This is a genomic window from Pseudogracilibacillus sp. SO30301A (assembly GCF_037072025.1).
GTDB lineage: Bacteria > Bacillota > Bacilli > Bacillales > Amphibacillaceae > Pseudogracilibacillus.
In genome coordinates this window covers 55,045-81,830 of the sequence record NZ_JAXHDD010000009.1, presented here as the reverse complement: position 1 = coordinate 81,830, position 26,786 = coordinate 55,045, and the positions used below count along the sequence as shown (strand labels likewise).

Here is a 26,786-nt window from a genome sequence, read left to right as displayed (position 1 = left end):
ATTATACGTCCTCTTATCACATACATTAGACAACCTTTGTTACATTAGATGGTGAAATAATCACGAATAATAGTTGCGATTCGCGCAGATGCTTTTCCATCTCCATATGGGTTAGACGCTTTTGCCATTTTATTATAACTGTCTGGATTTGTTAGTAGTTCATTTGCTAATGCAAATATTGTTTTTTCATCCGTACCTGCCATCTTGAGCGTTCCCGCTTCAATTCCTTCAGGACGCTCCGTCGTATCTCGTAGTACTAGCACAGGAACACCCAGTGACGGCGCTTCTTCCTGTATCCCTCCAGAATCAGTTAATATAATATAAGACTTAGCCATAAAGTTATGAAAGTCTTTAACGGATAATGGTTCAATTAAATCAATTCGTTCGTCATCACCTAAAATTTGTGAAGCGACTTGTTTCACTGCTGGATTTAAATGGACTGGATAAACGACATGGATATCTTTATGTACATGAACAAGTCTTTTAATGGCTCGAAACATATTTTCAAGATTTACTCCAAGGTTCTCTCTTCGATGTGCAGTTAATAATACTAACTTACGATCGGCTAATTTATCAATAATTGGATGATTATAATTTTCCTCAATGGTAAAATTTAATGCATCGATTGCCGTATTCCCTGTAATAAAAATTGTCTTTGAATTTTTTCCTTCATCCAATAAATGTTGTTTCGCTTTATTAGTGGGAGCAAAATGCAAATCAGCCAAAACACCAGTTAATTGCCGGTTCATTTCTTCAGGAAAAGGGGAATATTTATTCCATGTTCTTAAACCTGCTTCTACATGTCCAATTGTAGTTTCATTATAAAAAGCTGCCAAAGAGGCTGCAAATGTAGTACTTGTATCTCCATGAACAAGCACGATATGTGGGTTAATCTGTTTCATTATTTCATCTAATCCATTTAAGGCTGATGTAGTAATTTGAGCCAAAGTTTGCTTGTCTTTCATGACGTTCAAGTCAAAATCTGGCTGGATTTGAAAAACGTCTAACACTTGATCAAGCATTTCGCGATGTTGGGCAGTTACTGCAACGATAGACTTAAATTCATTAGGTCTACTTTCAAATTCTTGGATTAAAGGAGCCATTTTTATTGCTTCGGGTCTCGTTCCAAAAATAGATAATACGTTAATTCTGTTCCCCATCTTTTATCGCTCCAACAAGTAAATTATTTTGTTCCAAATAATCGATCCCCCGCATCTCCTAACCCTGGAACAATGTACCCTTTTTCGTTTAATGAATCGTCCAATGCACATAGGTATATATCAACATCAGGGTGATTTTCTTGAATTAATTTTACTCCTTCTGGCGCAGCAACTAAGCACATTAATTTAATGGATTTAGCTCCTCTTTTTTTCAAGGAGTCTATCGCATCATTCGCTGATCCCCCAGTAGCCAGCATTGGATCAAGTAAAATTAACATTCTTTCAGAAATATCTGACGGTAATTTAATATAGTACTCAACAGGCATAAATGTTTCTGGATCTCTGTACAAGCCGATATGCCCTACTCTAGCAGCAGGAAGTAATTCAAGCATCCCATCGACCATGCCTAGACCTGCACGTAAAATTGGAACAAGTCCAATTTTCTTTCCAGTTAACACTTGAGCTTTTGCAGTCGTTACTGGCGTCTTTACTTCAACCTCTTTCACTGATAGATTTCGTGTTATTTCAAAACCCATCATCAGAGTCAGTTCATTTACCAGTTCTCTAAATTGTTTTGTACCTGTATTTTCGTCACGAATTATTGTTAATTTATGTTGGATTAATGGATGATCTAGAATAAAAAGATTGCCCATATTGCCCACCCTTTCGTTAATAGAATCTTTTTGCCGTTACTATCTTACATTTTTCTACGATCATTGTCCAAAATTTTCTCCAGAAGTTTTTACCAACTTAAAGAAAGACACCTTCAAATCAGGTGTCTTCTACTTTTAAGCATATAATGGAAATTTCTTCGTTAGTTGCGCTACTCGTTCAGAAGCTTCTTTCTTTTTACCTTCATCATCAATATTATTTAATACGAAAGAAATAATTTCGGCAATTTCCTTCATTTCTTCTTCTTTAAATCCACGAGTAGTAACAGCAGCTGTTCCTACCCTTATTCCACTTGTTATAAAAGGGCTTTCTTGGTCAAAAGGGATCGTATTTTTATTCGTTGTGATCCCAACAGAATCAAGCGCTTCTTCTGCAGTTTTCCCTGTAAGACCTAATTTAGAAACATCTAGTAGTAATAAATGATTATCAGTGCCTCCAGATACGATACGAATGCCTTTTTCCGTTAAAGCTTCACCAAACACTTTCGCATTTTTAATTACTTGGTTTGCATATTCCTTGAAATCGTCTGATAAAACTTCTTTAAATGATACTGCTTTCGAAGCAATTATATGCATTAATGGACCACCTTGCATACCTGGAAAAACAGATTTATCAATACCTTTAGCGTATTTTTCTTTACATAAGATGATACCACCACGCGGACCACGTAGCGTTTTATGCGTTGTCGTTGTAACGAAGTCAGCATAAGGTACAGGATTTGGATGGAGTCCCGCTGCCACAAGTCCCGCGATATGAGCCATATCTACAAATAAGTATGCTCCTACTTCATCTGCAATTTCGCGGAATTTTTTAAAATCAATTGTTCGAGAATAGGCACTTGCACCAGCTACAATCATTTTTGGTTTTACTTCTTTAGCTTGTGCAAGAATAGCATCATAATCTAACCGTTCTGTTTCTTTGTCTACTCCGTATTCAACAAAATTAAAAAGAATTCCACTAAAGTTTACAGGACTTCCATGTGTCAAATGCCCACCATGGCTTAGGTTCATACCTAATATCGTATCTCCTGGTTTTAAAACAGAAAAATATACCGCCATATTCGCTTGTGCACCCGAATGCGGCTGTACATTTACATGTTCTGCTCCAAAGATTTCCTTTGCTCGATCTCTTGCAAGATCTTCTGCGACATCAACATGTTCACAGCCACCGTAATAACGTCTGCCTGGATACCCTTCCGCATATTTATTTGTTAAAACAGAACCTGCTGCCTCCATAACCGCTTCAGATACAAAGTTTTCTGAAGCTATTAATTCAATATTGTCCTGCTGACGCTTTTTTTCTGCTTCGATCGATTCGTACAGTTCTGGATCTGCTTGTTTTAAATGGTCCATTTACTTTTCGTTCCTCCTAATAAATGTATATAGACTAATAATAACAAAAAACAATTTATTTTAACATAAATTGCACAAAATTACTCCATTATTTTAGACTCGCCGAAAATTGTTCTACAAAATCCATAAACCGCGACATAATAAATAAGTTACATGATGAACGTTTTCATGGACTTCTGTTCTGAAGGGCACATAAAGGTTCACTAGGTGACCGTTTTTCATGAATTCCTAATCTGACGGTCACATAAGTAAAGATATTTTTTATGACAATCTAGAGGTCACAAAGAGTACAGCGAGAAACGACCCAGCTAAATACGTCACAGTCTCCTTTAAGTGCGTGTTCAAAACTCCTATGTCTTTACAGACACCGCAATGAATGAAAATGGGGGTGCGGCGTTTAATAATTAATTACTTTGTTTATTATAGATACTACAGAGCTTGGTGATCGTACATTTCTATGACCAACACTTCTACCAGAGGAAACAACATTTTCGATGATTAGTATTCCTCGCATTAAGGGATGCCCTGGCGGAGCGTCTAATGGAAGAAAGTATCCATAATGTCCAGATTTCCATTTTGGTAGTTAATAAGCTCAAGTCCAATCAAAAAACAGAATGGAGGATAAAAACACCATATATCAAATTCAAATAGGACTATTTTCCAAAAAAAGTAATTTTACTTTTTAGGGAGGATGCTTTTTTGTGTCAAAATTGAGCTTATCTCTCATTTTCGTATAAAAAGGAGGATAAAAAGGACCAAGAAGTTCGAGGCGGCGCAGCTCCCGGCAGCGGAATGTATGCTTTTAAATACATGAGCAAAGATCTGGCACGCTGGAAAAGTGATCTTCTTTTCCAAGGAAACGCTTCTGGCACGCAGAAAAAGTGATTTCCCTTTTTCAAGGAGCGGAAAAGCAAGCATTCGTGCGAAATTAGTAGTGTCATTTTTACCGGACTTTTTGAACATCCTCTTCAACACGAAGTTTTTATAATAAACTCTGGGTACGAGGCAAATTGTTTTACGATGGGTACTGTGCTCGGGTTCCACCTATTAATTTTGGTCGAGTTCTGGCAGCAGTTACTCGAGCGTTGCCTATTGTTTTTTGTTCAAATCGCAGAGGAACTGCAACTTTTTTTAAATGCATTCCAATCATAGTATCCCCGATATCTAACCCTGCATTTGCTGCAATTTCTTCAACGACTACAGCATCTTTTAAATGCTTATACGCATAAGAAGCCATCGATCCACCGGCTGTAGGCACAGGGATAACAGTAACAGGCTCAAGATGTAACTTTTGTTGAATAGACCTTTCGATCACCAACGCTCGGTTTAAATGTTCACAGCACTGAAACACTAAATGGACACTTTTTTCCTTTACAAGAGGTTTTAACCCATCAAAAATTACCTCAGCAATTTTTTCACTACCCGAGGTACCTATAAGTTCGCCTGCAACCTCACTTGTTGAGCATCCTATAACGAACAAATCTCCGTTGTTTATAAAATCTGTCTTTAACCATTCTGTTACTATAAGATCTACGTCACTCTTAATTTTATTAAGCATAAAAAAATGACCTCACTTCACAATTAATAAATAAGGATTATTCATTTTCGTATTCTGAAATTTTATTTATTCTATTCAAATGACGGCCACCTTCAAATTCTGTTGTAAGCCAAGTTTTTACAATCTCACGAGCAAGTCCTGGCCCAATAACACGCTCGCCCATTGCTAATATATTTGAGTCATTATGCTTGCGAGTCGCTTTCGCCGAAAAAACATCATGCACTAAAGCACACCGAATTCCTTTTACTTTATTAGCAGAAATTGACACACCAATTCCTGTACCGCAGACGAATATCCCTCTATCAAACTCTCCACTTGCCACTCGTTTTGCGGCTGGGAGAGCATAGTCCGGATAATCTACAGATGTTGTACAATCGGCTCCCGCATCTTCATACGTAAAGCCTAATTCATCAAGTACAGATGTTACTTCATTGCGGAGTGTCATACCTGCATGGTCACCTGTAATAATTACTTTCACAACAATGTTCCTCCTTTTAGACATTTCATGTAATGTCTAATTATACACTAAATTGATTAATTTGTTTCTTTAATTCCTCAGCTTGCGTCTCTAATTCACGAGCCAATTTATCAACTGCGTGAATCGTTGTATCCTGTGTCTGTAATTGCTGCACTTACTCTTCTGTTGCTGCGGAAGTTTCTTTAGCAATTGCCGCAACTCCTTGAGATTGTTCTACGGTAGATTCTATAAAATAAAGTTGGCGATTAACTAAATTTCTAATGCTTTCAATTTCAGCAGCAACTTCTGTAACTGAAACTGACATATCTTCAACTCACCATTTCGCTTCCTCTTTAGCTTGCTTCTATTAATTTTACTTACAAAGAGGGTAACATCTTTTTGAATCGCTGTAATTAATGATAAAATTTGCTGGACAGCTTGTACACGTTCATCCGCTAATTTCCACTTGTCGAATACGTAATTAAGGCTAATAATGTAGTGAACCCATTTAGCTTCAATTGTAAGTTAAATCGGTATTTCTTTTTCATCGACTTGTCTCCCTGGCTCATATGTCTAATTTGTGAATGAATGCATCAATATAATTTTCAAGTTCTGCTAACGTCTGTTTATACATAAGTAGATCTCCACCAAACGGATCGATAATATCCCCGCCTTGGCTGTCCTCTTCACCTAGAGAGTACGCAATTAATGTGTGATATTTATCTTTATGTTTTGGAAATTGATCGATTAATAATTGCTTATGCGCTTCTGTCATTGTTATTACAAGATCTGCCCATTTCAAAAGTTTTTCAGTTACTGGTTGGGCACAATGTGCTAGATGAAGGTCTCTTTCGGCAAGTGCTCGAACAGCATTCTTATTTGCACTATCGTTAGGATGTGCAAAAATTCCCGCAGATTGAACATGTATATGCGGAGCCTTTTCTTTTAGTAATGCTTCAGCCATCGGACTTCGACATGTATTTCCTGTACAAACAAATAATACATTCATTTTTTTCATCCTTTTTAATTCATAGTTTCAATATACCATAAAATTTTTCAGATTGTTAACAAGATAGTAAAAAAGGTTTTATTTCAGCAAAGAGTTGATCTCAGGCTTTTAACTTGCAAAAATGACATTAATACCGAGCAGGAATAGGATAATCCCTCCTACTATTTCGCTGTACATACCAAGAACAGAATGTGCCTTTTTACCTACAATTAATCCGATCCAAGATAGGATCATTGTACATATACCGAATAAAAAGATAATCAATAATGTCGCCACACCCGAAATACCTAAGCTTATTCCTACCGGTAAGCTGTCTATACTAACAATAAATGCAACAGACAGAAGTTGAATTCCAACCGGGTTTTCTATAAATTTTGCTCTAGGCTGTAACGCTGAAAAAGCCATATAGGATCCAATAAATACTAAAATAAACCCGCCAATGACAGAAGTTATATATTCCAATTTCACAGATAAAAATTGACCAAAAGAGATTCCGATAAATGGTAATAGCATATGAAATAAACCGATTGTAAAACCAATAATAGCAATTCTTCTTAATCGAATATTTTGCAATCCTATTCCTAAACTTACTGAAAAGCCATCTAACCCTAATGCAAATGCCATAAATAATATTGAACCTATTTCACTCAATTGTCCATAAAACATATTTATGCCCCCCTGCGACCTGCTTGTACAATTTATGCAGGAAGACAAAAGAATATGTTTTAAGGGATATATGGTTAAGATGATTATTAGATTAAATTATTTTGTTCGCTGCTCTTTCAATTCGATCCATGACTGCTTTTCCAACACCTTCTCTCGGAAAGGATTCACATACAACAATATCTACTTCATTTTGTTTAAAAGAACGTAGCGCATCATACAATTTTGCCGCTATTTCTTCCTCATCACGACCTAGTATGATAATTTGGTCTGCCTTAATTTCATTCGTGATACCCGTGCTCGTCAAAACACCGACACGATTTCCTTTACTTCCTTCTTCATCAATTATTTCTTGTAATTTATTATTATCCTGAACAAGAATTAACGGAACATCTGGTGCATAATGTTTATATTTCATTCCAGGTGATTTAGGTGTTCGTGTATTTTCTGTGATGTTTGTTGCAAGCTTAACTTCTCCAGCCACCTGTTTAATATCATCTGGAGTAATTTTTCCCAATCGTAATATTACTGGTATTTCTTGTGTACAATCAACAACGGTGGACTCCAACCCTACATTGGCTGGTCCTCCATCTAATACAGCAGCAATTTTTCCATCTAGGTCTTCTAATACATGTTGTGCGGTTGTCGGACTTGGTTTACCGGATAAGTTTGCACTTGGAGCAGCAATTGGTAAATTTGTTTGCTCTAGTAACGTCAGCGTTATTTCATTCTTAGGAATTCTTAATCCTACAGTTGACAAACCCGCTGTTACATTGGAGGCAATTTTTCCACTACTTTCAAGTACATAAGTTATTGGTCCAGGCGAAAATGTATCAATTAATTTCTCTACATAAGTAGGACAGCTTTTTACTAAACTAAAGAGTTGTTCCTTAGAAGCAACGTGAACAATTAAAGGATTATCATTGGGGCGTCCTTTCGCTTTAAAAATTTTATCGACTGCAGCTTCGTCTCTCGCATTTGCTCCTAAACCATAGACTGTCTCGGTAGGAATAGCTACAACTTCACCTTTAACTAATAGATCAGCCGCTTCTTGTATCACCTGCTTCTTTCCAGACTTTCCTTCAACAATTAAAAGTTTTGTTCCCATGAAAATTACCTCATTTCTCTTCTACATTTTAGTCGAAGAGTGCACCTATGTACAATTTTTTAGTAGAAACCTTGGCATGGACTTTATATTAAAAGTTTTCAATAATAAAAAAAGCTTGTACACTTTTCATACAAGCTTTTTTAGTAGACCAATTTCACCATATATTTAATTTGCATATTTATAAGACCACCAGTGACCTTTGCGTTTAACAGCTTGTTGCAATTTAAGAGATTGGCTCGTCTGTAATGAAAAACTAAGAGACTCAAGTAATAAGTCTGTTACAGGTTGTTCACTGTGAGCATAGACGACTTTTGCTTTCTTTTGTTTTGCAAAAACCAATATAAATTCCAATAATACAGGTAATTTTACTGCTTCATTTCGAATAATGTATAATTGTTTCAGCCAATAAGCACCATTTTCTATTGGGGCTAACTCAAAGCAACCTATAATTTTATCACCATATTCTACAACGTAACCTGTACTTAATAAAGAACTAATATCGATTTGATTATTGTTCTCTAAAAATTGTTCCAGGCGTTCTTTTGTTACTTCAGAAGCTTCAATGATATTCATTCTTCCACCTCTATTACTCATTTTTTCTTCTACTACCTTATGTTTTATTAATTGGAATTATGATAAACCAAGCCATTCAAATAGAAAAAATTTTACTTCCACTTCGTCATCGGCAGTGTTTTCAATATCATCAAGGTCTTCCAGGTCATCCTCTGAAATGCTGTCATCATCACTTTCCACCAATGAAGTGTCTTCTTCAATTGTCTCTTCTTTATCTTCGCTTGCTTCTGCAACTGTTGATCCATTCGAAAAGTCTAAAAAACATAAGGGTGGAAATAGAACACACCACCAATTTGAACCTTTCCCTTCACCGATTGAGATTAAAACCGCTTCGTACTCCCCAGCTGGGTATACAAAATTATCATAAACTTTCATTGGAAAAGTTACATTGGAACTGTATTCAACAGTAAACGAATCAGAAACCTCCAATTTACTTAACGTTTCCTGGACGATATGTCGTATATTCTGTACATTGTCAGCAATTAACTCTCTTGCCTCTTCAATATTATCAATTTCTTCTACTAAGTCTGTAATAAATTCATTTACCTCATCCCGTACGAGCCGCTTTATATACTGATCCTGTTCCGAGTCACTGTTAGCGAGTATCCGCAAGCGAATGGCATCATCCGGAATAGTTTGAAAAGTGCTTTCAGAGTTAATATTACTTCCTCCGTTCGGTTCCGTACTACATCCTGTTAAAACTATGAATATAATAAATAGTATTTCCTTTTTCATCTTATTATCCCCCACCATAAAAGTTATTTACAGTATGGGCAAAATCAATTCATTATAAACAAGGAAATTTAATTTATATGTGCTGAAATAATCCGATCTAATCCATTCATATCTTTAATTGTTTTTACACTGGCCGCCTCAAAAGCAAGTTTTAACATATTAGTAATTGCTAAAGACTGTGTATAACCAATTTCAAAACATATTCTTCGAGATTCGGTAGGTGGAATTTCTTTTAGTTGTGTTATTATCTTTTTATAGGCAGCCAGTCCGTTATTATCGGCAAACAGAGCTAAATCCGGGTCGAATTCTCCCACTGTATCTGCTAACGAATCACGTTCTTCTACACTAATATAAGGCGGATTAGATATAATTATCTGGGGATTTACTGATGAGTCAATAACCGGTTGTAAAAAGTCCCCTTTCAAAAACTGGACAGAAGCATGATGAACGTTAGCATTCTTTTTTGCAACCTTAAGCGCTTTTTCTGAAATATCAGTAGCATAAACTGTTACATTAGGAAGTTCTAACGCTAATGTAATAGCAATAACACCACTACCAGTTCCAATGTCTGCTATAAACAATTGACGACCCTGATAATATTTATTCACTAATGATATGACATGTTCAACAAGTTCCTCCGTTTCAAATCGGGGAATTAGTACATGCTCATTTACTATATATTTTCTCCCATAAAACAATTCGTATCCCGTTAGATGTTGAACAGGTACTCCTGTTAACGCATGCTTTTTTATATCAGATGCAAATTGCTCAACAATTGCTGTTGAAATATCCTCTCTCATATTGGCAAAAAAAGCTGCTCTAGACATTTTTAAATGATGCTGTAATAAAATTTCTGCAACTTTTTCTTCTCTATTATGGTTTCTTAAAAAAGAAAAAGCCCATTCAAGGACTTCATATTGTTTCTTTACATTCATTTTTATTCACCTATATGTTCCAGCTTTTTCGTTTGGTCATCTAAAAGTAAAGCTTCTATAAACTCGTCTAATTTTCCAGCTAAAATTTGATCTAATTTTTGAATCGTAAGACCAATTCTGTGATCCGTTACTCTATTTTGTGGAAAATTATATGTTCTAATTCGTTCAGAACGATCGCCAGTTCCAACGGCAGATTTTCTTGATTCATCATATTCCGCTTGAGCTTCTTGTTGATATTTATCATAGAGTCTAGCTCTAAGTACTTTCATCGCTTTTTCTTTATTTTTAATTTGTGATTTTTCATCCTGACAAGAAACAACGATTCCTGTAGGGAGGTGTGTTAATCTTACAGCAGACATCGTCGTGTTTACACTCTGTCCACCGGGACCACTCGAAGCAAATCGATCTACCCGAATATCACTTTCATTTAATTCGATTTCTACATCTTCTGCCTCTGGCAAAACAGCAACAGTTGCTGTAGACGTATGAACCCTACCGCTTGCTTCTGTCTCTGGAACACGCTGGACGCGATGAGCTCCATTTTCAAACTTTAATTTAGAAAATGCACCATTACCATGAATCATAAAAATTATTTCTTTAAATCCACCAACACCAGTTGTGTGAGCTTCAATCACTTCTGTTTTCCAACCGTTCGCTTCAGCATAACGGCTATACATCCGGTACAGATCCCCGGCAAATAATGCTGCCTCATCCCCACCAGCTGCCGCTCTAATTTCCATGATTACGTTTTTATCATCATTTGGATCTTTTGGCAATAAAAGAATTTTTAATTGTTCTTCCAATTGTTCATTTTTTTCAGTTAACGCTTCTATTTCCATTCTTACCATTTCTAACATATCGGTATCAAGATCATCTTGCATCATTTCTTTTGCGTCTTTTAATTCACTTACTGTATTTTTATATTCTCGAAATGCAACTACTGCTTCTTCTAAATCAGACTGTTCCTTCGAATATTCTCGTAATTTATTTGGATCACTAATAACTTCAGGATCACTTAAAAGCTCATTTAATTTATTATAGCGGTCTTCCAATGATTGTAATCGCTCTAGCACAAGTATCACCTCATTCATCATAAAATATAGCTTTTTTCTTAGAAAACTTGGTATTCGCCACGCCTTAACCGCAAATGCCTCTTGCACTTATGCGAGTCAAGAAAGGATTTATACATTCTTACTGCTAAAAAAAGATCATATCGCCCATCCTTCAATTTGCCACTAAAACCTTAAACTGTTGAGTAGTTGAAATTAATTTATCGAAAACGGTATATAGACTTAGTGCTTGATCACTTTTAACCTAAATTTGTAATGAAAACCGCTTCGGCAGAATACTACGCTTTCCGCGGGCACGGCTTACAGCCTTCTTGCCCCGACAAGGGGGATGCGACGTTGTCCACAAAGGACACTTTTAGTCGGCCATCATTAAATTATCGCTGCGCTGCGGGGTCTTCAGACACGTGGGACTGCCACTATCGTTCGTCCCATCGAAAACCGTTTGCTCTTCCCGTAGGAGTCTTCGTATTCTGCCTACGCTAGTTTGAATTCACAAATTAAAGAATTTCCTTTTGTCCAACAAATCTATCCCAGCGAAGGAAATACACAGAGACTCCTGTGGGAAGGCAGGTCTCGGCTAAAGACGCATAGCACAAGTGGGCTAAGGCAGCCGCCCAACAGTAAAGGAGACACTGCGAAAGCAGCGATAGCGCAACTTGAACAGGTGTATTTGATGGGACAAACCTTGTGCAGTCCCAGATGTCGCTCTTATGCCTGTGGTGAAAGCGTAGTGTATTTCCGTAGCGGTAGGTTAATTACTAAACGAATTTACTGCACATATTCATCAACCACATAATTTAAAAGTGACAATACTTAAGTAAATATATTACAAATTTATGTTTACTATAGTATACACTACTTCGCTACTCTGAAACTAATTTTATCGAATAAAAAACAGGCAAGAATCCTGCCTGTTTTCTGTTATCATTTTTACTTCATATTGTATTTTCTCTTGAATCGGTCTACACGTCCACCAACTCTGTCTGCTTTTTGTTTACCTGTATAGAAAGGATGTGTATCTGAACTGATTTCAACACGGATGACTGGGTATTCGTTGCCATCTTCCCATTGCATTTTCTCATCCGAAGTTCTTGTTGAACCACTTAAAAATTTATAATTTGATCCCGTATCAAGAAAAATAACTTTTTGATATTTAGGATGAATTTCCTTTTTCATGTCTTCCACCTCTTTTACATTGAAAGTATTACTAAAACAATAAAATTATATACGATATCTTACCTCACATCTTGTTATTATAACAGCATAAAACGTTGAATGCAAGAAAGAGAAAAATCTAAAATAAGAATTTCATTTAACGTTGTGATCGTTTATTTTTAATTTCTTCATCTAGCATTTGAAAGAATTCGTCATTATTTTTTGTGTTCTTTAATCTTCTTAAGAAGCGTTCTGTAAAGTCATGAGAATCCTGCATCGTTTTACGAATCATCCACATTTTTTCTAAATGATCCTTAGAAACGAGTAACTCTTCTTTTCTCGTACCAGAACGTAAAATGTCAATGGATGGAAATATTCTTCTTTCTGCTAAACTGCGGTCTAAATGCAGTTCCATATTTCCAGTGCCTTTAAACTCTTCGTAAATTACATCATCCATACGTGAACCTGTATCAATAAGAGCCGTTGCCAAAATCGTTAAGCTTCCACCTTCTTCAATATTTCTAGCTGCGCCAAAGAATCTTTTTGGACGGTGAAAGGCAGCTGGATCAATCCCACCTGACAACGTTCTTCCACTTGGCGGGATAACTAAGTTATATGCTCTGGCAAGCCTTGTAATACTATCCATAAGAACTATAACATCTCTTTTATGTTCCACTAGACGCATCGCTCTTTCAAGCACAAGTTCGGAGACTTTTATATGGCTCTCTGGAACTTCATCGAATGTAGAACTGACTACATCCACATCTGGATGTACAAACCGTTCGATGTCTGTTACTTCTTCCGGTCGTTCATCTACAAGTAAAATTATTAATTTTGCTTCTGGTTGATTGGTAGAAATACTGTTTGCAATTTCTTTTAACAACATTGTTTTTCCAGCCTTTGGCGGCGCTACAATCAATCCACGTTGTCCAAAGCCGACCGGAGTCATTAAATCCATTAATCTTGTGGATAAATTATGGGCTTTTGTTTCTAATTTCATACATCTGTCAGGATATAAAGCAGTCAGTGCTGGAAAATGAACTCGCTCTTTAGCAGTCTCCGGGTCATCATCATTTACAGCGTCTACATGAAGTAAGCCGTAATAGCGCTCATTTTCTTTTGGAGGTCTTACCTTTCCAGAAACTTTATCACCGTTTCTTAAATCAAAGCGGCGGATCTGTGAGGCAGATATATAGATATCTTCCGCACTCGGGGAGTAATTAATCGGACGTAAAAATCCAAAGCCTTCAGATGGAATGACTTCTAATATTCCATCCATAAACAAATAACCATCTTTTTCAGCTTGGGCTTTTAAAATAGCAAATATTAATTCCTTTTTTGTTAACTTTGCATAATATGAAACTTTATATTGTCGAGCTAACGTATATAATTCTTTTAGCGTTAAGTCTTCTAAGTGAGAAATTGTTATTTCGGACACTTCATCACCACACCTATTCTTAATTTTTTCAGGTACGTTTTGTTATTTGAACGAAGTCGAGTTATATCATTATAAAATCGTTAGAAAAGTTTTATTTATTCTTTGAGAGATATAGAAATTTTTAATAGAATAACGCAGCACATGCGTTTAGAAAAGAGGAGTCGAATGGAGATTATTTTATGTGTGCATGTTCATCCTTTAATATATTCAGAGCAAGTTCGTTCATTTTAAAACGGATTACACAAAAATATTTAGTAGATATATCATACATGTTATTTATCTTATATTCAACTCTACTTTATCCTGGCGCAAAAAAAGTTATCATTCCATTACTAGGTTTGGTTTCTTCTTTAAACTATGTTGTCCGGATATAAAGCGGATTGTACCACTTTTTGCTCTCATAACAACTGTATCGGTAGTTGCTATTTGCCCCTTATACTGCACACCTTTTAGTAGTTCACCATCTGTAACACCTGTTGCTGCAAATATTGCGTCATTTCCTGAACAGAAATCATCCATATAATAAACACGATCGATATCAGGTATGCCCATTTTTTTACATCTTTCAATTTGCTGATCGTTTGATGGCATTAGTCTCCCTTGGATTTCTCCACCAAGACATTTTAAAGCAACTGCTGAAAGCACACCTTCTGGAGCACCACCGATTCCAAATAATACATCAACACCAGTTTTATCAAATGCAGTATTCATGGCTCCTGCAACGTCACCATCTTGAATTAATTTAATTCTTGCACCAGATTTTCGAATTTCTTCTACTAACTTTTCATGACGTGGTCGATGTAAAACGACTGCGACAACATCTTCAATATCTTTATTTTTTGCTTTTGCAACAGCTCGTAAATTATCAATTGTCGGTGCGTTTATATCTATCTTCCCTACAGATTCAGGTCCAACAGCTATTTTTTTCATGTACATGTCAGGTGCATGTAGTAAATTACCACCATCTGCAATTGCAATAACAGACAGAGCGTTCCATGATCCTCTAGCAACAATACTTGTACCTTCTAAAGGATCTACTGCTACATCGACTAATGGCCCTTCACCCGTACCCAATTTCTCTCCAATATAAAGCATTGGGGCTTCGTCCATTTCTCCTTCACCGATCACAACTGTTCCACGCATTGGAATTGTGTCAAAAACTGTACGCATTGCACTTGTTGCAGCATCGTCTGCCTCATTCTCCTGCCCTCTTCCCATCCATCTAGCTGAAGATAAAGCTGCTGCTTCAGTGACACGAACCAATTCCATTGTTAAACTTCTTTCCATCGTTACAACTCCCTTATAAATTTAGCGAATTAAATTATTTAATAGATTTTAACTGTTCTAGTTCCGCTTCACTCATTTGTTCCCGACGAATAGACGCACCAAGATTTACTAATTTTTCAATCATATTCTCGTACCCTCGTTCAATATGTTCAATACCAGTTATTTCTGTAATTCCATTTGCCATTAAACCTGCTATAACTAGTGCGGCTCCTGCTCTAAGGTCAGAGACTTTTACTCGAGCGCCTTCCAATGTAGAAGGACCTGTAATAATTGCTGAGCCGCCTTCTACTTTAATTTTTGCATTCATACGTCTTAACTCATCAATATGTTTTAGCCTGGCTGAATAAATTGTATCCGTAACAATACTTGTACCTTCTGCTTTTGTTAAAAGTGAGGTGAATGGCTGCTGGAGATCTGTAGGGAAACCAGGATAAACCAATGTTTTAATATCTACACTAGCCAGGGATGGTTTAGTAGTTACCAATAATTGTTCATCACTTTGCTCTATCGATACACCCATTTCTCTTAGCTTAGCAAGCAAAGACTCTAAATGTTCTGGAATGACATTATCGATAACTACTTCTTTCCCTTGAGCAGCTGCCAAAATTGTATACGTACCAGCCTCGATACGATCAGGAATTATTGTATGATTACAACCGTGTAATTTTTCAACACCTTCAATTCGGATTATATCTGTCCCGACCCCTTTAATTTTAGCACCCATATTCGTAAGTAACGTTGCCACATCAATAATTTCAGGTTCTTTTGCAGCATTTTCAATCGTCGTCTTCCCATTAGCTAGGACTGCAGCCAGCATAATATTTATCGTTGCCCCGACACTTACAACGTCTAAATAAATTCTTGCTCCTGTCAGTTCTTCAGCTTGTAAGTAAATAGCCCCTTTTTCATTTTTTACTTTAGCACCGAGAGCTTCAAATCCTTTAATGTGCTGATCGATTGGCCTTGGGCCAAGATAACAGCCGCCGGGTAATCCTATGGCTGCTCGTTTAAATTTGCCTAACATTGCTCCCATAAAGTAATAAGAGGCACGTAGCTTTTTAACTTTTCCATTCGGAAGTGGTATAGAAACAATAGCCGACGGATCAATATGTAACTTTTGATTAGAATCCTTCGTTATTTTCGCACCAATATCCTCTAAAATCATATTAAGAGTTTCTACATCAGAAATATTAGGTAACCCATCTATGGTAACTGTTGAATCAGCTAATATAGAAGCAGGAAGTAATGCTACAGCACTATTTTTAGCGCCATTAACTCTAACAGTCCCTTGTAAAACCCGGCCACCTTCAACGATTATTTTTTCCATTTATAACCCTCACTTTTTCACTAAAAAGCCAAACGATTGATGTTCATTACAAAATAAAGGTTAGAAAACTTGGCTTATCGCCAAGTCTTGGCGAAAGCCTTAGTTGCACTTATGCGAGTCAAGAACGTTTTATACTTTTGTATGAAAACATTTTCATGATAGATGGTGGCGACATGCCCCTGCCCGCCATGCTGGTTTCTTATCTGCCAAGTTTCTAACACAACATTAAAGGTCTTTTGCTTGATTCCAGTCTGCTAAAAATTGTTCAATGCCTTTGTCTGTTAACGGATGTTTCACTAATTGTGCTAATACTTTATAAGGAATTGTGGCGATATGTGCACCGTTTAAAGCCGCTTCTGTAACATGTAAAGGATGTCTAATAGATGCTGCAATAATCTCTGAATTAATTTGATGGTTCGTAAAAATTTCTGAAATTGTTGCAATTAACTCCATTCCATTATGACCTATATCATCTAATCGTCCTAAAAACGGAGAAACATACGTGGCGCCTGCTCTCGCAGCAAGTAGCGCTTGGTTCGCATTAAAAATAAGCGTCACATTCGTTTCAATTTCTAGATCACTTAAAGCTTTTACCGCTTTTAATCCTTCTAACGTCATTGGAATTTTAACCGTAATATTTGGAGCAATAGCAGCAAGTTCTTTTCCTTCTTTGATCATCCCTGCTGCATCTTCTGAAATCACTTCAGCACTTACAGATTTATCCGTTACAACGTTAGTGATCTCACGTAAACGGTCATGAAACGATACACCCTCTTTTGCAACAAGAGTAGGATTGGTTGTTACTCCATCCAAAACTCCTAATTCATGTGCAGCACGAATTTCGTCAATGTTTGCAGTGTCTATAAAAAATTTCATAATATAACAACTCCCTTCAAATGAGATAAATCATTTATCAAATGTTTATGCTTTCCCCGTAGATCCGAACTCACGCATTTTACCAATAACTGTTTCTTTTATTGCTTCACGCCCTGGACCCATATATTTTCTTGGATCGTAAACATCTGGATCTTCAGCTAATACTTCACGAATTTTCTTTGTTTGCATAATTTGATTCTCGGTATTTACATTAATTTTAGCAGTACCTAATGAAATAGCACGTTGGATATCTTTTAATGGTATTCCAGTACCGCCGTGTAATACGAGCGGAACACCCGTTAACTTCATTACTTCTTCCATACGATCAAAACCTAAATTAGGCTCACCTTTATACGGTCCGTGAACAGAACCAAGTGCTGGGGCGAAACAATCTACATTTGTTTCTTTAACTAGTTGGTCACATTCGGAAGGAATTGCATACATTGCTTCTGCATCATCAACAACTAGATCGTCCTCTTGTCCCCCAATACGTCCTAGCTCTGCTTCAACGGAAACGCCATGGATATGGGCAAGTTCAACGACTTTTTTAGTTAAAGCAATATTTTCCTCTAGCGGTAGATGAGAGCCGTCAATCATAACTGAAGTGAATCCAGCATGAATTGCTTTTGCACACTTTTCAAAGCTTGAACCATGGTCTAAATGTATTGCTACAGGAACCGTAGTTTTATATTCTTCCATTAACGCTTTTACCATTACTACTACCAATTTAAATCCACCCATATATCTTGCGGCACCTTCAGATACACCAAGAATTACAGGTGACTTTTCTTCCTCGGCAGCTTGAAGGATTCCTTGCGTATATTCAAGGTTATTAATATTAAATTGACCTACTGCATACTGTTTTTCTTTGGCGATATTAAGCATTTCCTTCATCGAAACTAATGACATATTGAACAGCTCCTTTAATTTTGTTTTTAGACAATTTCAATTATAAGCATATCATAAGAATACCAAGTCCATTATCAAGGTGCAACTTGTAGTTTACACTTATTAGCTACTTTCGAAAGTTTTGTTGTTTTATCATCTTCATTGTTGCAGAAAACTGTGCAGTTAATTCGGACCGTAATTTACTACCGCTACAGAAATACATTCCTCTTTCCGCAGGCGGCTGATGAGCCTTCCTTGCTGCGCGACTTTTGTTGTCTCACCTAGGCCTTTCCTTCCGCAGGAGTTTCCATGTATTTCCTCCGCCGGTGCAGTGGATGATAAATGTTCTGTCATCGATCTAGTTGATTGTAGTGGAGGGCAGTCGACTCCTGAGGGAAAAGCACGTGTCTGAAACTCAGAAACAGTGGTTTTCTGCTTCAGTGGCAGACCGCCGTGCCCTAAGGATGCGCGTACTGCCCGGAGCGAAAATCAACTGCGTATTTAACTGCGCAGTTTATGGATCTTGTGTCAAAACAACAAATAATTTTATCAACTATCCATTCACTTGTTTATGATCAATTTAAATAAATAAAACAAATGTTATTTATTATATTTCCCTTCAACCACTGCATCAATAAATCCTTCCAATAATGGATGTGCTTTAGTCGGTCTTGATTTAAATTCCGGATGGTATTGACATGCAACAAACCATGGATGATCTTTTAGTTCAATTGCTTTAATGAATTCTGCTTTTTCACCAACAGCGGAAATGATGAGACCGTTAGATTCAAACTGTTCACGGTATTCAGCATTAATCTCATAACGATGGCGATGTCTTTCACCAACACTATCTGCTCCATTATATGCTTCTTTTATTTTTGTATTATCTAAAAGTATAACTTGTTTAGAACCTAATCTTAATCCATTACTCATTTCGTTATTATTTTTTTGTTTTTCAATTAGCTTTACAATAGGATACGGTGTGTTTGGGTTAATCTCTACAGAATGAGCTTCCTCTAATCCAATTACATTGCGAGCAAATTCAACAGCGGCTAGCTGCATTCCTAAACAGACCCCTAAAAAAGGAACATTATTTTCACGCGCATATTGTATCGCTTCTATCTTACCATCAATTCCTCTTGTACCAAAGCCACCAGGTACAACAATGCCATCTACATTTGATAGTTCTTCATGTATCGTTTCCTTATCTAATGTTTCAGAATTAATCCAATGTACACAAATATCGGTATCATATATATATCCGGCATGTTTTAGTGACTCTATTAGCGATAAATAAGCGTCCGGTAATTCTACATATTTCCCGACTAGACCAATTTCAACCGTTCGTGATAAATTTCTAACTTTGCGAATAAGTTCTTTCCACTCTGTCATATCTGCTTCTTTTGGAACTAATCCTAAATGACTGCATACTAAATCATCTAAATTCTGTTCTTGTAGAGCAATTGGTACTTGATAAAGTATATCCGTATCCACCATCTCAACTACAGCTTCTTTTCTCGTATCACAAAATAAGGCGATTTTTTCTTTTGTTTCTTCACTTATTGCAAATTCGGAACGTAGTACAATAGCATCTGGTTGTATTCCAAGAGAACGTAACTCTTTTACACTATGCTGTGTTGGTTTCGTCTTAATCTCACCAGCTGCTTTAATATAAGGTACGAGTGTACAATGAATATACATGACCTGATCACGGCCAATATCGCTCTTAATCTGTCTGATGGCTTCTAAATATGGTAAGGATTCAATATCCCCTACAGTCCCACCAATTTCGGTAATTACAACATCGGCTTCTGTTGCTTTACCTGCTTTATATACTTGATCTTTTATTTCATTCGTAATATGAGGAATAACTTGAACGGTAGCTCCTTTATATTCCCCATCACGTTCTTTACGGATAACACTTGAATATACTTTTCCTGTCGTAATATTACTAAATTTATTTAAATTAATATCAATAAATCGCTCATAGTGACCTAGGTCTAAATCTGTTTCCGCTCCATCTTCCGTTACGAATACTTCCCCATGCTGGTAGGGACTCATTGTTCCTGGATCGACGTTCAAATATGGGTCAAATTTTTGCAGTGTTACTTTTAGTCCACGGTTTTTCAGCAATCTACCTAATGATGCTGAAGTAATCCCTTTTCCTAAAGATGAAACAACCCCACCAGTTACAAAAATATACTTTGTCAATTTTGTACCCTCTTTCCCTTTCATTCATGTGTAAAATAATAAATGCGTTTCCCAATCAGGGGAAACGCATTTGACGAGTTCTTTTTTCTTGTATAGCCCAATAAAAATTTTACTCATTATACTGGTAAATGTCAAGATATACTCAATGTAATATATTATTTAATGTTCACTAAAATTCAGTTTACCAGCTTAGGGAATAAATTATTCATCATAATTTTCATATTCTAAATCATCATATTCTTCATATAGTTGTTCCTCTTCATCAACTTCTTCATCCACTAGTTCTTCATCGAGCAGTTCAATTTCTAACTCTTCTTCTTCCAGATCTCTCTTCCTTGATTCCGCTAACGATTTTTCACTTGTTTGATCAACCGGGTACCATCTTTTTAAGCCCCATATATTTGATCCTAATGTAGTAAAACGACCATCAACATTCAGATCTGTATAAAAGCGAGCCAGCAAATCATCTTGCTGTTCTTGGGTAAAACTTTTATATTCGGCAACTTTTGCAAAGAGATCTAGAAAATTCAACTCTTTTTTCTCATCCGCTAAAATAATATTTGCAAGTTCAATCATAGACATTTTTTGAATTTTATCATCACTATACTTTTCTAAGCCCACTTCTATGCACATCCTTTAATAATAATAAAAATAAGTTGCACCTATACAGTAAGAAAGTTATCAATATTCTTACTGTTAAATAGTTATTAACACTAATAATTTTGTAGTATAAACTATTCTTTAGATTATAATCAAGTGTCATGAAAATATGATAGCTATTTCAGAAATTTAGTCAAGAAATTAGTTGTATTTTTCTATAAAAAAATAAATATCGGCTACGAATACGCCGATATTTAATTTAACATTTGACAATACATATTCCTTCTATATTGTCTGCCCACTTCATATAAAACCTCACTAATTTGACCAAGGCTTACAACTTTTACGGTATCCATTAATTCAGCAAATATATTTCCATTTTAATTAGTAACTTTTTTTAGCTTTTCGATTGCTTAATTTTTCACTCCTTTATTATCTACGTGAAAATTTTTAAGATTCTGTATTTGTAATTGGATTTGCGCCAGCATCCGCAATATGGTAGCCCGAAATAGAAATTGAATAATTATTTCGCACTTGATAATCAATAAATACTGTTGAATATCGCCCATCATTCTTAGTGTAAATTCTGTTGAGATTATACAGTGTTTTGCTCTTGATCTTCTTTTAAAATATCTGCGAAACAGAAGTCTGTGGATCCGTTAAATCAAATCCATCGTACAATTTTTTCATAACATCCAATGTACATACATTTACTCCACTTTCCCCAACTTTTCCATAAACATCCGGCTCATAGGAAGGGGCTTCTCCATATAAAGTTACGGAGTCAAAAACTGTAGATAGCCTTTTCTTCTAGATAAATAATGAAACCTTCGATTTGTTCGTTCTGGAGTACCTTCACCCGCAAATTATCTCGTAGGATCTTCACCTTCTCGTTTAAAAGGAAATACACCATCCGTATATGGGAATTCACCGGGTACATTCTCTTTCATTAGCCATGTTAAGCAATCTCCCCAATCGGAGTAGTGGGGGGAAAACAACTTTAGGTATTTTTAGACCGGACAAAGAAGTGGTTGTAATATCGATAGTTAATTCTTTATTCTTACCAAAAATATAAATATATCTCCATTATACTTTTGCTTCATATTATCTCATGAATCAAGCAGCTTCTGCTCTTCTTTGTTTAGCTTCGTTAAGTATTGATTAAACGTTTTGATCAACTGTTTGTTTAATCAACTTGTCATCAAAAATTGGAGTAGGAGTTATTTAATTTTAACTTCCGGGGAGCACCTATATCCGTAATTAAAGAATACATCAAAATCAAGACCGTGAAGGTTAACCCCCACTAATTGCAGTTGCAATTTGAAGGGGACTGCACCTTCACTTATTGTTGAATTATACCCCCTCTTTATCTTGACTCACAAAGCCAATCCTAGAAACTAATAATCTTTTATTCCTAAAGACTGTAATACAAAATTAGTCTGCATCTCAATATACATATCGATTGTAAATTTCCGGTGCAACATCCAGCGTCTAAATCCCCACATATGTCCTTGAACAAAAATATTATTTGCAATAAGTTCTATTTCTTCTTCTACCAATGTGCCAGATACACAAGTCATAATTGCTTCTTTAAGCATAATGACCATTTCTCGCTCTTTCTTTAACACAATACCTTTTACATTCGTCTGTAGTGACTTTACTTCTTGATATAGAATAATAACTTCATCCTGCATTTCATCCATTAGACGATAATACGAATCAATAATATAAATTAAATTTTGTATCGACGGTTCCTTAGAACCAATTACTTTCTCAAGATGTTTATATACATGGTCATTAATCGCTTCATAAACTAAAAATAATACGTCCTCTTTTGTTCTAATATATTCATATAAAGTTCCGATACTAAAGCCAGATTCTTTCGCTATTTCTCTAGTCGTTGTTCGATGGAAACCTTTATCTTTAAATAAAGTTAAGGCTCCAGCAATAATCTGGCTTCTGCGTTTTTCTACTAGTGTTGAATCTTTTATTGAAGATAAAATGGTATCTGAACACATAATTGTTTCCCTCCTCCCCATTGTCTTTTGTTCATTTATTTCGTAACAGATCGCCCAATAACAAGTCTTTGAATTTCATTTGTTCCTTCATAAATTTGTGTAATTTTAGCATCACGCATATATCGTTCTACCGGATAATCTTTCGTGTATCCGTACCCACCGAAAATTTGAACCGCTTCCACTGTATGGCGCATTGCAGCATCACCAGCAAATAACTTAGCCATCGCCGAGATATTTCCGTAATCCAATCCTTCACTTTCTAACCAAGCAGCTTTATATGTTAATAGTCTGGCAGCTTCTGTTTCTGTAGCCATATCGGCCAACTTAAAAGAAATTCCTTGATTATGGGCAATTGGTTTTCCAAATTGTTCACGTTCTTTAGCGTATTCAATAGCAGCGTCTAAAGCACCTTGCGAAATACCAACTGCCTGAGCAGCAATCCCACTTCTTCCCCCGTCAAGCGTCGTCATCGCTATTTTAAATCCTTCCCCTTCATCTCCTAAAAGATTAGCTTTAGGAATACGACAATTTTCAAAAATTAATTCTGTCGTTGGAGAAGAACGGATTCCAAGTTTTTTTTCTTTTTTCCCAAATGTAAAACCTTCTGTTCCCTTTTCTACGATAAAGGCACTAATTCCACGGTGACCTGCATCATGATTTGTTTTTGCAAAAACGACATAAATATCAGCGACACCGCCATTGGTAATCCACACTTTACTTCCATTTAAAATATAATCGTCGCCTTCTTTAACTGCTGTCATTTTCATTGACGCTACATCACTTCCAGCTCCTGGTTCAGACAAAGCATATGCTCCAAGTGCAGAACCTTCCGCTAATCTTTTTAAGTATGTTAACTTTTGTTCTTCGTTACCATATTTATATATAGGCCAACTCGCAAGCGATACGTGGGCAGATAATGTCACTCCGGTAGAAGCACATACACGTGACAATTCCTCAACGGCTATACAATAACTTACAAAATCAGATCCAATTCCACCATATTCCTCCGGCCATGGAATTCCTGTTAAACCAAGCTCTGCCATCTTATCGAATATTTCTCGATCAAAACGTTCTTCCTCGTCTCTTTCTGCAGCAGTTGGCTCTACCTCATTTAAGGAAAAGTCTCGCACCATCTTTTGCAACATTTTTTGTTCATCCGTTAATTGAAAAAACATTTTTAAAATCCCCCTGTTATTTAAGTAAATTTTTTGTAACTACGATTCGTTGTATCTCATTCGTTCCTTCGTAAATTTCAGTTACCTTTGCATCCCTAAAATATCGTTCTACTGGATAATCTTCTGTATAACCATATCCTCCGAAAATCTGTACAGCCTCTATCGCAATCTTCCTTGCTGTTTGGGCAGCAAAGAGTTTAGCCATGGAAACTTCTTTTGCACAAGGCCGATTTTGCTGGATCAAATAGGCGGCTTGATACACTAATAGTTTTGCAGCTTCAACTTCTGTTGCCATATCAGCTAATTTAAAAGCAATCCCTTGATTGTGTGAGATCGGTTTTCCAAACTGTTCACGATCTTTTGCATATAAAATAGCGTGTCCTAAAGCTCCTTCGGCAATTCCTAAAGCTTGTGCTGCAATACCTATTCTGCCTATATTTAAATTGGCCATCGCAATTTTATAGCCTTCTCCTTCTTTCCCAAGCAGTTGGTCTTTTCTTACTTTACATTGATCAAAATTTAACGAAACCGTACTGGAACCATGTAATCCCATTTTCTTTTCACTTTTTCCGATTTGCAGTCCGGGATTCGTTTTCTCGACAATAAATGCACTAATCCCTTTTGAACCAGTTGTTTCACTAGTTCTTGCAAAAGTAATAAACGTATCTGCTTCTTTTCCGTTTGTTATGAACATTTTTGAACCATTAAGTATATAGTCGCCATCTTGTTCTCTAGCCCGTAGTTTTATATTTGCTGCATCAGATCCTGCTTGCGGTTCCGTTAATGCAAATGCTCCCAAATATTGCCCTGATGCCAATTTAGGTAAATAACGTTGTTTCTGTTCATCGTTTCCAAAGTAAAGTATAGGATTTGTACCTACCGAGGTATGAACCGATAAGACTACACCTATAGTTGCACTTACTTTAGAAATCTCATGAATCGCTATAATATACGATGTGAAATCCATTCCGCTACCCCCATATTTTTCGGGGATTGGAATACCCATTAACCCTAATTCGCCCATCTTTCTAATGATCTCAGATGGAAAAATACCTTTTTCCATTTGCTCAATTTGTGGCTTGATTTCTTTTTCTGCAAATTCTCGTACTAAATTCTGGATCATTTTTTGTTCATCTGTTAAATGGATATCCATAAGCATATCCTCACTTTCTAGATGGATTATATTCTATTCGTTCTTTACGTAGATTTTAATTTCTTTTTTGTCGTAGTTGAAGGATACTGCGACATAACGATTTAATTATCACTAGGAAAGAATGACTCGATCTCCAAGACGTCGAGTCGATTTCCAAGATGTCGAGTCATTTTCCAAGATGTCGAGTCGATTCCAAAGATGTCGAGTCGATTCCAAAGATGTCGAGTCATTTTCCAAGACGTCGAGTCGATTCCAAAGATGTCGAGTCATTTTCCAAGACGTCGAGTCGATTTCAAAGATGTCGAGTCATTTTCCAAGATGTCGAGTCGATTTCAAAGATGTCGAGTCGATTTCAAAGATGTCGAGTCATTTTCCAAGATGTCGAGTCGATTTCAAAGATGTCGAGTCATTTCACAATATATGAGTTGCCCCACTGGATATGGAGTTGATACATAACATAACAAGTAGACTTTTATGTCACAGTTTATGGATATTGTACAAAACCTTAAGCGTACGTGTAAAAGCCTCGACCTGATTTTTTCCCGTACCAGCCTGCTTGTACATATTGACGTAAAAGCGGACAAGGTCTGTACTTACTATCTCCAAACCCTTCATACAACACTTCCATAATATACAAACAAGTATCAAGCCCGATAAAGTCTGCAAGCGTTAAAGGACCCATCGGATGATTCATCCCTAACTTCATTACTGTATCCACATCTTCGACGGTAGCTATTCCTTCATAAACGGTATAAATCGCCTCGTTAATCATTGGCATTAAAATTCGATTTGCTACAAACCCCGGAAAATCATTCACTGTCACAGAGGTTTTATTCAACTCTTTTGTAACATGTTCGATCTTTTCATACGTTTCATCATCCGTCTGAAGCGCTCGGATAATTTCAACCAATTTCATTATCGGAACAGGATTCATAAAATGCATCCCGATAACTTTTTCGGGTCTATTTGTGACAGCAGCAATTTCTGTAATAGGCAAAGATGAAGTATTTGTTGCTAATATCGTATGCGCCGGAACAATGTTATCTAATTGTTGAAACAATTCTTTTTTCACATCAAGATTTTCAATTACGGCTTCAATAACTAAATCAGCCTCATGTACATCCCCTAAGTCTGTTGAAGTGTTTAAACGGCTTAATGTACCATCTTTTTCAACGTCTGTTATTCGCCCTTTCTCTACAGCTCTAGTTAATAATGCATGAATGGAATTGATCCCTTGATCAACGGCATCTTGATTAATATCCTGTAATAAGACGTCATATCCTGATTGAGCACATACTTGTGCAATCCCTGAACCCATTTGACCTGCACCAATGACAACAATTTTTTTAACCTCCACGAAATTTGC

25 protein-coding genes and 1 pseudogene are annotated in these 26,786 nt (G+C 36.4%); all 26 read right to left on the bottom strand.

What is annotated here, in order from left to right; genetic code table 11:
* Positions 1–44 precede the first annotated feature (44 nt).
* Positions 45–1,160, bottom strand: coding sequence for a non-hydrolyzing UDP-N-acetylglucosamine 2-epimerase (gene wecB, locus SPD89_RS07015; RefSeq protein WP_336261246.1), 1,116 nt, complete (start codon positions 1,158–1,160; stop codon positions 45–47).
* 23 nt (positions 1,161–1,183) lie between these two features.
* Positions 1,184–1,813 (bottom strand): uracil phosphoribosyltransferase, encoded by a 630-nt coding sequence (upp, locus tag SPD89_RS07010; protein WP_336261245.1) that lies wholly within the window; start codon positions 1,811–1,813, stop codon positions 1,184–1,186.
* Between the two features lie 135 nt (positions 1,814–1,948).
* Positions 1,949–3,184, bottom strand: coding sequence for a serine hydroxymethyltransferase (glyA, locus tag SPD89_RS07005; RefSeq protein WP_336261244.1), 1,236 nt, complete (start codon positions 3,182–3,184; stop codon positions 1,949–1,951).
* A gap of 1,015 nt (positions 3,185–4,199) precedes the next feature.
* Entirely contained in the window at positions 4,200–4,742 is a 543-nt protein-coding gene (locus SPD89_RS07000; RefSeq protein ID WP_336261243.1) for a TIGR01440 family protein, read from the bottom strand.
* A gap of 37 nt (positions 4,743–4,779) precedes the next feature.
* Complete coding sequence (gene rpiB, locus SPD89_RS06995) at positions 4,780–5,220, bottom strand: ribose 5-phosphate isomerase B (protein WP_336261242.1); 441 nt, start codon at positions 5,218–5,220, stop codon at positions 4,780–4,782.
* 154 nt (positions 5,221–5,374) lie between these two features.
* Complete coding sequence (locus SPD89_RS06990) at positions 5,375–5,524, bottom strand: hypothetical protein (RefSeq protein WP_336261241.1); 150 nt, start codon at positions 5,522–5,524, stop codon at positions 5,375–5,377.
* 240 nt (positions 5,525–5,764) lie between these two features.
* On the bottom strand, positions 5,765–6,208 hold the full coding sequence (locus tag SPD89_RS06985) for a low molecular weight protein arginine phosphatase (RefSeq protein ID WP_442961076.1): 444 nt from the start codon (positions 6,206–6,208) through the stop codon (positions 5,765–5,767).
* Between the two features lie 108 nt (positions 6,209–6,316).
* Positions 6,317–6,874 carry a manganese efflux pump MntP gene (locus tag SPD89_RS06980; protein WP_336261239.1) on the bottom strand — a complete coding sequence of 186 codons (558 nt, stop codon included), beginning with the start codon at positions 6,872–6,874 and terminating at the stop codon, positions 6,317–6,319.
* A gap of 91 nt (positions 6,875–6,965) precedes the next feature.
* The gene (locus SPD89_RS06975) at positions 6,966–7,979 is read right to left on the bottom strand and encodes an L-threonylcarbamoyladenylate synthase (RefSeq protein ID WP_336261238.1); all 1,014 of its coding nucleotides are present in this window, start codon (positions 7,977–7,979) and stop codon (positions 6,966–6,968) included.
* Between the two features lie 165 nt (positions 7,980–8,144).
* Positions 8,145–8,573 carry a hypothetical protein gene (locus SPD89_RS06970; RefSeq protein ID WP_336261237.1) on the bottom strand — a complete coding sequence of 143 codons (429 nt, stop codon included), beginning with the start codon at positions 8,571–8,573 and terminating at the stop codon, positions 8,145–8,147.
* Between the two features lie 36 nt (positions 8,574–8,609).
* Positions 8,610–9,287 (bottom strand): stage II sporulation protein R, encoded by a 678-nt coding sequence (spoIIR, locus tag SPD89_RS06965; protein ID WP_336261236.1) that lies wholly within the window; start codon positions 9,285–9,287, stop codon positions 8,610–8,612.
* Positions 9,288–9,355: 68 nt separating this feature from the next.
* Complete coding sequence (prmC, locus tag SPD89_RS06960; RefSeq protein ID WP_336261235.1) at positions 9,356–10,222, bottom strand: peptide chain release factor N(5)-glutamine methyltransferase; 867 nt, start codon at positions 10,220–10,222, stop codon at positions 9,356–9,358.
* Between the two features lie 2 nt (positions 10,223–10,224).
* The gene (gene prfA, locus SPD89_RS06955) at positions 10,225–11,295 is read right to left on the bottom strand and encodes a peptide chain release factor 1 (RefSeq protein WP_336261234.1); all 1,071 of its coding nucleotides are present in this window, start codon (positions 11,293–11,295) and stop codon (positions 10,225–10,227) included.
* Positions 11,296–12,222: 927 nt separating this feature from the next.
* On the bottom strand, positions 12,223–12,468 hold the full coding sequence (locus SPD89_RS06950; RefSeq protein WP_336261233.1) for a type B 50S ribosomal protein L31: 246 nt from the start codon (positions 12,466–12,468) through the stop codon (positions 12,223–12,225).
* 136 nt (positions 12,469–12,604) lie between these two features.
* Positions 12,605–13,885 (bottom strand): transcription termination factor Rho, encoded by a 1,281-nt coding sequence (rho, locus tag SPD89_RS06945; RefSeq protein ID WP_336261232.1) that lies wholly within the window; start codon positions 13,883–13,885, stop codon positions 12,605–12,607.
* A 321-nt stretch (positions 13,886–14,206) separates the two neighbouring features.
* Positions 14,207–15,172, bottom strand: coding sequence for a class II fructose-bisphosphatase (glpX, locus tag SPD89_RS06940; RefSeq protein ID WP_336261231.1), 966 nt, complete (start codon positions 15,170–15,172; stop codon positions 14,207–14,209).
* A gap of 34 nt (positions 15,173–15,206) precedes the next feature.
* Positions 15,207–16,499: a UDP-N-acetylglucosamine 1-carboxyvinyltransferase gene (locus SPD89_RS06935; protein WP_336261230.1), complete on the bottom strand. Its 1,293-nt coding sequence runs from the start codon at positions 16,497–16,499 to the stop codon at positions 15,207–15,209.
* A gap of 225 nt (positions 16,500–16,724) precedes the next feature.
* Entirely contained in the window at positions 16,725–17,375 is a 651-nt protein-coding gene (gene fsa, locus SPD89_RS06930; RefSeq protein WP_336261229.1) for a fructose-6-phosphate aldolase, read from the bottom strand.
* Between the two features lie 45 nt (positions 17,376–17,420).
* Complete coding sequence (fba, locus tag SPD89_RS06925) at positions 17,421–18,284, bottom strand: class II fructose-1,6-bisphosphate aldolase (protein WP_336261228.1); 864 nt, start codon at positions 18,282–18,284, stop codon at positions 17,421–17,423.
* 579 nt (positions 18,285–18,863) lie between these two features.
* A complete protein-coding gene (locus tag SPD89_RS06920; protein ID WP_336261227.1) occupies positions 18,864–20,474 on the bottom strand; it encodes a CTP synthase in 1,611 nt (536 codons plus the stop codon).
* A 201-nt stretch (positions 20,475–20,675) separates the two neighbouring features.
* Positions 20,676–21,095 (bottom strand): DNA-directed RNA polymerase subunit delta, encoded by a 420-nt coding sequence (gene rpoE / locus SPD89_RS06915; RefSeq protein ID WP_336261226.1) that lies wholly within the window; start codon positions 21,093–21,095, stop codon positions 20,676–20,678.
* A 444-nt stretch (positions 21,096–21,539) separates the two neighbouring features.
* Positions 21,540–22,183 (bottom strand): annotated as a pseudogene (locus SPD89_RS06910) (methylmalonyl-CoA mutase family protein); the annotation flags it as partial.
* Positions 22,184–22,471: 288 nt separating this feature from the next.
* Positions 22,472–23,092, bottom strand: a complete 621-nt coding sequence (locus SPD89_RS06905) for a TetR/AcrR family transcriptional regulator (RefSeq protein ID WP_336261225.1) — start codon at positions 23,090–23,092, stop codon at positions 22,472–22,474.
* 35 nt (positions 23,093–23,127) lie between these two features.
* Positions 23,128–24,267, bottom strand: a complete 1,140-nt coding sequence (locus SPD89_RS06900) for an acyl-CoA dehydrogenase (protein WP_336261224.1) — start codon at positions 24,265–24,267, stop codon at positions 23,128–23,130.
* A gap of 16 nt (positions 24,268–24,283) precedes the next feature.
* Positions 24,284–25,420, bottom strand: coding sequence for an acyl-CoA dehydrogenase (locus SPD89_RS06895; protein WP_336261223.1), 1,137 nt, complete (start codon positions 25,418–25,420; stop codon positions 24,284–24,286).
* Positions 25,421–25,925: 505 nt separating this feature from the next.
* A complete protein-coding gene (locus SPD89_RS06890) occupies positions 25,926–26,777 on the bottom strand; it encodes a 3-hydroxybutyryl-CoA dehydrogenase (protein ID WP_336261222.1) in 852 nt (283 codons plus the stop codon).
* Positions 26,778–26,786 lie beyond the last annotated feature (9 nt).